General features: G+C 57.0%; 8 protein-coding genes. 1 reads left to right on the top strand and 7 read right to left on the bottom strand.

Annotated features, from left to right (window positions below):
- Positions 1-213 precede the first annotated feature (213 nt).
- Positions 214-1,002: a pyrroline-5-carboxylate reductase gene (gene proC, locus Q371_RS20790; RefSeq protein ID WP_034344107.1), complete on the top strand. Its 789-nt coding sequence runs from the start codon at positions 214-216 to the stop codon at positions 1,000-1,002.
- A gap of 37 nt (positions 1,003-1,039) precedes the next feature.
- Here the strand turns inward: proC and Q371_RS20785 are convergent, their stop codons facing one another.
- The 7 genes from Q371_RS20785 to frr all read right to left on the bottom strand — a co-directional run bounded on the left by Q371_RS20785 (position 1,040) and on the right by frr (position 6,584).
- A complete protein-coding gene (locus Q371_RS20785) occupies positions 1,040-1,447 on the bottom strand; it encodes a hypothetical protein (protein WP_034344106.1) in 408 nt (135 codons plus the stop codon).
- A gap of 2 nt (positions 1,448-1,449) precedes the next feature.
- Entirely contained in the window at positions 1,450-1,947 is a 498-nt protein-coding gene (locus tag Q371_RS20780; RefSeq protein WP_051964951.1) for a Panacea domain-containing protein, read from the bottom strand.
- 106 nt (positions 1,948-2,053) lie between these two features.
- Entirely contained in the window at positions 2,054-2,677 is a 624-nt protein-coding gene (locus Q371_RS20775) for a glycosyltransferase family 2 protein (RefSeq protein ID WP_034344105.1), read from the bottom strand.
- 99 nt (positions 2,678-2,776) lie between these two features.
- Positions 2,777-3,847: a M50 family metallopeptidase gene (locus tag Q371_RS20770; protein ID WP_051964950.1), complete on the bottom strand. Its 1,071-nt coding sequence runs from the start codon at positions 3,845-3,847 to the stop codon at positions 2,777-2,779.
- A complete protein-coding gene (gene dxr / locus Q371_RS20765; RefSeq protein WP_034344123.1) occupies positions 3,838-5,001 on the bottom strand; it encodes a 1-deoxy-D-xylulose-5-phosphate reductoisomerase in 1,164 nt (387 codons plus the stop codon). Before dxr ends, Q371_RS20770 begins: the two co-directional genes overlap by 10 nt.
- A gap of 135 nt (positions 5,002-5,136) precedes the next feature.
- Complete coding sequence (locus tag Q371_RS20760; protein WP_051964949.1) at positions 5,137-6,012, bottom strand: phosphatidate cytidylyltransferase; 876 nt, start codon at positions 6,010-6,012, stop codon at positions 5,137-5,139.
- Between the two features lie 59 nt (positions 6,013-6,071).
- Positions 6,072-6,584: a ribosome recycling factor gene (gene frr, locus Q371_RS20755; protein WP_051964954.1), complete on the bottom strand. Its 513-nt coding sequence runs from the start codon at positions 6,582-6,584 to the stop codon at positions 6,072-6,074.
- Positions 6,585-7,005 lie beyond the last annotated feature (421 nt).

Raw genomic sequence — 7,005 nt, 5'->3', positions numbered from 1 at the left:
GCCGAGAGCCGAGAGCCGAGCGGCCCAGCGCGAAACTGGCCGTCCAGTGAGCGCGTAGTGGGGCCAAGACAGAGCCGAGAGCATCGTGCGACATACAGTAAAAAAGGTCAAGGGGACTGGTTTTGCTATCAACTCAAACCAAAGCTTTTTGCCCTCGGCCAAAATAGACAGCCAAAACCCAACAAACCCCCTTCCAGTGCTACACTTCCATCTATGAAACTGGTGATCGTAGGCGTAGGCAAAATGGGTGGAGCCGTGATGGAAGGCGTGATTGCCACCGGGCTCCTCAAGACTTCTGAAATCGGCATCATTGACCACAACCCTGCGATTGTGGACAAGTGGGTGCAGAAGTACGGAGTCAAACCCATGAAAATGGGTGAACTGGGTCAGGCCGAAAGGGTGCTCCTCGCCCTGCAACCCCGCCACTTCCTGCAACTCTCCGATGAACTGGCCCGCCCGAGTGTGGGTTACATTTCCACCATGGCTGGCATCAGCACCACCGTTCTGGCCCGCAGACTGGGCACCAAACGGGTGGTGCGCGTGATGCCCAACCTCGGGGCCACCATTGGGAAATCCCAGAGTGCAGTCACGGGAACCAAAGAGGCCCGCGAATATGGCGATCTGGCCTTTGGAAACCAGCTTTTTGGCAGCGTGGGTGGTGTGTACGACATTCCCGAAAACCTGTTCAATGCTTTTACGGGCATGGTGGGCTCTGGTCCGGCTTATGCTGCGGTTTTTGCAGAAGCTCTGGCAGATGGAGGCGTCCGCGTCGGTTTGCCCCGTGCTCAGGCCAACGAACTGGCTGCAAAACTGCTGATCACCACCGGAGAATTGTTGCTGCAAAAAGCCCATCCGGCCATCCTGAAAGACGAGGTGGCCAGCCCCGGAGGCACCACCATTGCCGGTCTGGAACAGATCGAGCGTTACACCTTCCGTGCTGCCGCGATTGAAGCGGTGATTGCTGCAACCAAGCGTGGTGCAGAACTCGGGATGGACGAATAAAGCCTCTGATGATTCCAATCCCCCGGCTCAGGGGGATTTATTTTTCTGGAAACAACCATCGCACAATCACCACCAGAGCCCCGATCAGGTTGGCCATGCCGGTGGTCAGCAGGGCCACGATCACCGTGTCGCTGAGTTTGAATTGCCAGAGGCCCAGTCCGGTCAGCAGGGTGGTGCCCAGTGCCACCACCAACCAGAGGGCGGTCATGAAAAAAAGTCTGGACACGAAATAGGAGCGGTAACGCCTGAGGTCGCGCAAGTCCTGTTCGCGGCGGTCGTTTTCCAGCCTCTGGGCACGGGCCTGTTCTTCGTTGTGGCCTTCCAGACGGGTTTGTGCGGTGCCCGGGGGTCCGGGTGAATCTTCCTGCAAGGGAACAGGATCCGGCTCAGGGAGGTGTTCAGATTCGTTGCGGGCTGCATGGCGGATCTGTTCGCGCAGGGTCATGGTCAGCCTTTCGAAAGCAGGGATTGGTAATGCTGGCGGATCTCGGGGTTGGGAATCACGCTGTAATGGTTGGCCTGCCATGAGCGGTGCCAGGGGGTGCCTTTCTGGTGGGTGACCTCCACCAGTTTGGAGGCCCCGTATTCGCCGTAAACGTCCATCACGGCGCGGACCACCTCCAGAGCCTCAGGGTCCAGTTGCAAAGGTTCGCTGAGGAGGTCGGTGATGGGTTCTGCCCCATAGCGCTGCAATTCGGAATACAGGGTGGGAAAAACGGGTCCGTATTTCCATGCGTAAGCATGGCTGGCAATCAGGGGGCGGTTTTTGAGGGCCAGAGCATAACCGTGGCAGATGTAGGCCAGTTTTTGAATTTCAATGTGGGTGAGGGCTTTGCCCCGGCGGGCCGCCTCTGCAATCAGGGCGTTGGCCACACTGGCTGCTGGGTAAGGGGTTTGGTCCTTTCCAGAGGGCTCAGGGTCATTTTTCGCCCATGGCGTAAACATGTTCTCATTTTAACAGAAAGCAGATCCGACTGCATCAGGAAAAACACCAGCAGGGGCTTTCTCCCCTGCTGGACATGGACAACTTCACAACACAGACACCTTCACATCATTTTTTGCGGGTCTGGAAATCCAGAATGGATTTGTACATCTTCACCCGGTGCTTGACCCCTTCGAGGAGGCCCCGTTTTTGTTCTTTCATGACCTGCCGGACTTTGGGCAAAGACACGTACTCCCAGCGGATGCCAGATTTGTTCAGGTGCTCGGTGATGGCAGGCTCGGGCCAGCGTTCCTCGGTGAGGCGTGGGACAGAGAGCATCCAATCCCGATGGAACACCCTCTGGCCGCTCAGGTAAGGGGTGGCACGGTTGCCAAAATCGGTGAGGACCCCTCCGCCCTGAAAGACCCCGATGGTCATGTCATAGGTGCCTGCAACAACGGGATCGGACATCAGTTTGAGGTGTTCCACGGTCAGGCCCACCAGATCCGCATCCAGACTGACCACCAGACGGGTGGATGCAGCCTTGACACCCTCGTAGAAAGCCTGACTTTTGCCCTGATTGGGGTTCAGTTCAATGACCGTGGCTCCGGCCTCTCTGGCACGGGCAGCGGTCTGGTCGGTGGAGCCATCTGAAACCACGATCACAGGAGCGAAGTGCTTGGCCACATTCACCACATCCATGATGGTGGCTTCTTCGTTGTAGGCAGGAATCACAACAGTCAAGTCAGACATGGTTTGAACGGGCGATTGAGAAGCACCATCGCCAGAGTGCAAGGGATCCAGAAAGCTGGATGAACGGTTGGGAGGATTGTAACACAGCCGTTTGCAGGGTCAAGGCAGCACCCGCACAAGGTCTCCAAGCAACACCAGCACCATGAAAGCCATCAGGAACACAAAACCCGTGAAGTTGATCATGGCTTCGTGGTTGGGCTGCAACGGACGACGCATGATCATCTGAATCAGCACCAGCAGGATGCGCCCACCATCCAGACCGGGAATGGGAATCAGGTTGAAGATGGCAAGGCTCATGTTGACCAGAGTTGCAAAGGTCAAAACACCCCAGATGCCTCCCTGCTGGGCCATTGTGCCTGCCGCCTGAGCACTGGCCACTGGACCGGCCACTTCACTGCTGGGGGCCAGAGGTGAAGTGAAGGTCTGGGTGATGCCTCTGGCAAAGCTTTGCAGGGCCTGAGGCACGATCTGGATGGACTGGTTGACTGCCTCTCCCAGAGCTGCAAAATAATTGGGAACCGGTTTGATGTTCTGTTTGGGGCTGTACTCGACGCCATAACGGGCACCGGGCTTCCATTGGAAGGTCAGGTTGACCTGAATTTGCCGGTCTCCCCTCTGGAAGGTCAGGGTGTTGGGTTCTTTGCTGCGGATGGCGTCTTGCAGCTTCATGTAACCCATGCGGGGTTGACCGTCCACCACTTCCTGCTGGGGCAAGGGCTTGCCATCAATGGCAATCAGCACATCTCCGGACTTCAAGCCGTCTTTTTCTGCTGCCGAATTGGGCAGCACGTTCTGGATGGTGGCTTTGCTGAAGTCGGTCTGGGGAACCCCCTGAGACACGAACACCCCGGCCATCAGCAGAATCGCCAGCAACCAGTTGGACAGAGGACCTGCAAACAAAACCGCAATTTTCCCGAGGGGTGTGAGCCGTGCTTTCTGTTGTCCGTCCAGAGACTCGGGACCCAGATCATCGATCATCACGTAACCGCCGATGGGCAACGCGGAAAGCCGCCAATCGGTGCCTTTTGCCTTGAAACTGTAGAGCACTGGACCCATGCCCACCGAAAAGGCAGACACTCTGGCCCCCTGCATGCGGGCCACCAGATAGTGGGCCCCCTCGTGGATGATCACAGCAATCTGGATCACCAGCAACCAGATGATCAAGCCCATAAAATCTCCTTCGCACGGGTGCGGGCCCAGAGGTCGGCTTCAAAAATGCTGTCCCAGCTTAAGGTATGGCTGGGGCATTCTTGCAGCACCTGCTCAATCACTCTGGCAATGTCGGTGTAGCGGATGCGGTCTTGCAAGAAAGCTTCGACGGCGATTTCATCGGCGGCATTGAGGGCCACAGGGGCAACCCCTCCTGCACGACCTGCACCATACGCCAGACCCAGACAGGGAAAACGCTGGTGGTCTGGTTCGAACAGCTCCAAAGTGCGGGCCAGAGGATAATCCGTGAAAGGGGCAGGATGACGGGGCGCTGCGTGGACATCTCCGGCAAACTGCATTCCGTTCGGGGCACCATCGATACCGTACTGGATGGGAAGCTCCATGTTGGGTGGCCCGAGGTGCGCCTTGAGGTTCCCATCCTGAAAACGCACCAGTGCATGGATCACGCTCTGGGGATGCACCAGCACACCCACACGGTCCAGACTGAGGCCATACAGGTAGTGGGCTTCAAGGACCTCCAGCCCTTTGTTCATCAGGGTGGAACTGTCGATGGTGACCTTTGCCCCCATCGCCCATGTGGGATGCTTCAAGGCCATTTGAGGGGTGACCGTGGACAGATCCTCTGGCCCGGTTCGGAAAGGGCCTCCAGAGGCCGTGATGATCAATTCATGGACCTCAGAGAGCTTCTCTCCAACAAGGCACTGGTACAGGGCACTGTGCTCGCTGTCCACCGGGGTGATGCGCCCACCAGACTGCTGCACGAGCTCCCACATCAGGGGACCGGCCACCACCATGCTTTCCTTGTTGGCAAGGGCGACTGCCGCTCCGCGTTCCAGAGCCACCCTTGTGGGGGCCAATCCGGCCAGACCGGGAATCGCGCCCACCACGACTTCAGAAGGCAGTGCAGCCACTTCACAAGGATCAGTGACCACCTGAATCTCGGGATGAATCTCAAGAAGAAGGGCTCGGGCTTCCTGAAGGACCGTTTCATCCACACTGACCATCTGTGGACGAAATTCACGCACCTGCTCGGTCAGCAAGGCCAAATTTTTACCTGCCGCCAGCCCCTGCACCTGATACCCACGCCTGCGGGCCACTTCCAGAGACTGTGTGCCAATGGAGCCGGTTGAACCCAAAATGCTTAACGATTGCATGCTCACTCTGCCTTTAGCGTGACACACTCAGGTGTGTTGCGCGTGTGAGATGGGGCTGCTCGCCCGCAGAAGGCAGAAAGCCAAGGCCACTTGTGGCTCTGGCATACACTTTTGCCTTCTTGCTTCAGCCTTCTGCTACTTGGTGACCACCATGGTCACAAACATGTACGCCACCGGCACCGAGAACAAAAGGCTGTCCAAGCGGTCCAGCAAACCCCCGTGGCCCGGCAAGAAATTTCCCGAGTCTTTGACGGCCACAGCCCGTTTCAGCAGGCTTTCGGCGAGGTCACCAAGTTGGGCCGCACTGGAAACCAGCAAAGAGAACAGCAAGGCGTCCCAGACGTTCAGGCCAAACAAAAAGTTGTCAAAAATCTGGGCGAAACCGAACACCATCACGAAACTGAACACCATTCCGCCGATGGCCCCCTCTACGGTCTTGCCCGGAGAAATGTCCGGGGCCAGCTTCTTCCGGCCAAACAGTTTTCCAAACAACAAACCACCCGTGTCGGTCGCAAAAGAGGCAATCAGGGGCATCACCAGATAACCAAAACCATCTTGCATGTTGGGGGTCTCGCGGAGCAGCAAAAAATATCCCAGCAACCACGGGATGTAGAGCAGACCAAAAAGGCTGTACACGATGCGTTCCAGAGGCCGCTCGCCGGGCTCCACAACCTCCAGAATCATGATGGTCAGGATGCTGGCGGTCAGGGCCACCTCACGCCAGCTTCCACCAATCCATGGGACCTCGGGAAGGCGGGTGCTGCTGGCCAGCACGATCAGGATGGAGCAAACCATCAGGCTCTTGTAGCGCACATCCATGTCCTGTTTGCGGAGCATGGAAATGTATTCATGCTGTGCGATGAGGGCCGCAGCAATCAGGACCGGAAACAGTGCCCAAGTTCCCAAATAAAGCACCAGCAAAATGACCAGAAACGCCACCAACCCGTAAAACACTCGGGCGGGCATGCTTTCACTGGGTTTGGTGGGTTTGGGGGTGGAAGGATCAGTCATGGGTGTCTTTCAACAGGCAATGGAAGGTTACGTGCGTAACCTTCCAAACCTGCTGGAACTCAGTTGAGGATGTCGTGTTCTTTTTTGGCGAGCACTTCATCCACTTTTTTGATGTACTCGTCGGTGATTTTCTGGACTTCTTCCTGGGCGCGTTTGATTTCGTCTTCGCCGGTGGTTTTTTCCAGTTTCTTGATTTCTTCCAGAGCCTTCTTGCGGATGTTGCGCACGGCCACGCGTCCATCTTCGGAGTAGGCTTTGGCGTTTTTCACAAGGTCTTTGCGGCGCTCTTCGGTGAGGGTGGGCACCTGAATGAAAATGGCGTCGCCTTTGTTGTTGGGGTTGAGGCCCAGATCCGAATCACGGATGGCTTTCTCGATCAGGTTGAGTGCGCCACGGTCCCAAGGGGTGATGAGCAAGGTGCGGGCATCGGGGGTGGTCACTCCGGCGACCTGATCCAGAGGCATGGTGGTGCCGTAATACTCGATGGTGATTTTCTTGAGCATGCCGGGGTTGGCACGTCCGGTACGGAGCACAGACAGGTTGTTTTCCAGGGCTTCCAGAGCCTTCTGCATGTGTTCGCGGGTGTAATCGTAGATCTGTTTCACACGTCCTCCTGGGGAAAGGGGTGGGCTCGGGGCCCATCAGACGCACACGCGTCAGTCCGTGAACCATCTTACTACCAAGTGGGGATTTGAGCCATTAGCCGAGGGCCGAGGGCCGAGAGCCGAGAGCCGAGAGCCGAGAGCCGAGAGCCGAGAGCCGAGAGCCGAGAGCCGAGAGCATCGTGCTGTGCGTCCAGAAAATCGTCAAGGGGACTTGTAGGGGCGTAGCAGACAAGGAGACCAAGCCAAGGCCTTCTTTTTTACACAAGAAGCGTATCGTGATGCACCCTGCAAGCTTTTGCAAAAGCATTCTTTTGCCCTCGGCCCTTGGCCCTCGGCAGATCAAGTAAACTCTTAACACCATGTTGCTTGCTTTCTCTGGCCACCGTTT

Origin of the sequence: Deinococcus misasensis DSM 22328 (assembly GCF_000745915.1) — a bacterium.
Taxonomy (GTDB): Bacteria; Deinococcota; Deinococci; order Deinococcales; family Deinococcaceae; genus Deinococcus_C; species Deinococcus_C misasensis.
Note: the sequence above shows the minus strand (reverse complement) of the source record. Positions and strands in the feature narration are given on the sequence as shown.

What these genes read in the sequence shown, in the direction of transcription:
- Q371_RS20780 (WP_051964951.1), bottom strand. Translation starts at nt 1,947, where the DNA reads ATGTTTACGCCATGGGCGAAAAATGACCCTGAGCCCTCTGGAAAGGAC.
- Q371_RS20760 (WP_051964949.1), bottom strand. Translation starts at nt 6,012, where the DNA reads ATGACTGATCCTTCCACCCCCAAACCCACCAAACCCAGTGAAAGCATG.
- Q371_RS20770 (WP_051964950.1), bottom strand. Translation starts at nt 3,847, where the DNA reads ATGGGCTTGATCATCTGGTTGCTGGTGATCCAGATTGCTGTGATCATC.
- Q371_RS20785 (WP_034344106.1), bottom strand. Translation starts at nt 1,447, where the DNA reads ATGACCCTGCGCGAACAGATCCGCCATGCAGCCCGCAACGAATCTGAA.
- Q371_RS20775 (WP_034344105.1), bottom strand. Translation starts at nt 2,677, where the DNA reads ATGTCTGACTTGACTGTTGTGATTCCTGCCTACAACGAAGAAGCCACC.
- dxr (WP_034344123.1), bottom strand. Translation starts at nt 5,001, where the DNA reads ATGCAATCGTTAAGCATTTTGGGTTCAACCGGCTCCATTGGCACACAG.
- proC (WP_034344107.1), top strand. Translation starts at nt 214, where the DNA reads ATGAAACTGGTGATCGTAGGCGTAGGCAAAATGGGTGGAGCCGTGATG.
- frr (WP_051964954.1), bottom strand. Translation starts at nt 6,584, where the DNA reads ATGCAGAAGGCTCTGGAAGCCCTGGAAAACAACCTGTCTGTGCTCCGT.